Source organism: Stenotrophomonas sp. STEN008 (assembly GCF_056760435.1).
Genome location: NZ_JBRRET010000085.1, coordinates 1 through 1325 on the forward strand (window position 1 = coordinate 1; position 1325 = coordinate 1325).

General features: G+C 70.8%; 1 protein-coding gene. It reads left to right on the plus strand.

The window, feature by feature from the left end:
- Positions 1-1325: type VI secretion system Vgr family protein (locus ACVOME_RS18655; RefSeq protein ID WP_481505394.1), on the plus strand; the 1325-nt coding region annotated here is incomplete at both ends.

Sequence of the window (1325 nt, forward strand, 5' to 3'; positions counted from 1 at the left end):
GCCGGTGACCCTGGCAGTGCCGACTTCGGCAGCCACACCCTGGTGCTGGCCGATCACAGCCATGACACCGCCGAGCTGGGCAGCGTGCGCTTCCATCGGCGCGATGAGAGCGAGCGCAGTGACAGCGTGCAGCAGTGGTCGACCGCGCACCGCTGGCGTCCGGGCAAGGTGCAGCGTGCCACCTGGGACTACCGCACGCTGGAGCGCCGCCAGGCCAGCGCCGAAAGCGGGCAGGCCAACGACCTGGGCATCATCGACCGCGACACCTGCGGCCCCTACGGCTGGCAGGACAATGCCCGCGGCCAGCGCCGCGCGCAGCAGCACCTGGATGCGCTGCGCGTGCGTGCGCAGACCATCGACGGTGCCGGCCAGTGGCGCACGCTGGCCCCGGGCGCACGGTTCGGGCTGTCGCAGCACCCGCAGGTGAGCCAGGACGCGCAGTTCCTGTGTCTGTCGGTGCAGCACCAGGCGCGCAACAACCTCGATGCCGATGTATTCGATGCGCTGGAGCAGACCCTGGGTCCGTCCAGCGTGGCCGCGCCGGCACTGCCGGGCGCGCTGTCGGGCCTGGCCAATGGGCGTGCGCCCGGTGAGGTCTCCACCGCCTTCTACGACAACCGCTTTGTGGCCATCCCGGCCGAAGTGACCTACCGGCCGCAGACCGACGATGGCCATGGCACGCATCTGCATCCGCGGCCGACCATCACCGGCACGCTCAGTGCGATCGTGGTCAGCGATGGCGACCCGCTGCTGTCCGACCGCGACCACCGCATCAAGGTGCAGTTCCCGTGGCAGCGCGGCGCCAACGCCAGCAGCGGGCTGGCCCATCCGGGTGGGGACGACAATGCCCCGGCCACCGGGGGGGCCTGGACGTGGGTGCGGGTGATGACCCCATGGGCGGGCGACAACTGGGGCGGCGTGGTGCTGCCACGGCGTGGCCAGGAAGTGCTGGTGGCGTTCCTGGAGGGCGACATCGACCGCCCGGTGGTGGTCGGTGCGGTGTACAACGGCCGTGGCCAGCAGGACGCGCAGCACAACCAGATCAACGGTGGCGGTGCCAACGCCACCGGTAATGCGGCGGCATGGTTCGAGGGCAACGATCACGCCGCGGTGTATACCGGTTTCAAGAGCCAGGCACTGGCCGACAGCCAGGGCGGGCAGGGCGGCTACCAGCAGCTGCGCTTCGATGACACGCCGGGCCAGGGCCGCGCGCAGCTGTCCACCACCCAGCACGAGACCACCCTGACCCTGGGCCATCTCAAGGGCGGCCAGGACAACGTGCGCGAGGGCGAGCGGGGCTTTGGTGTGGAACTGTCCACGCAGGC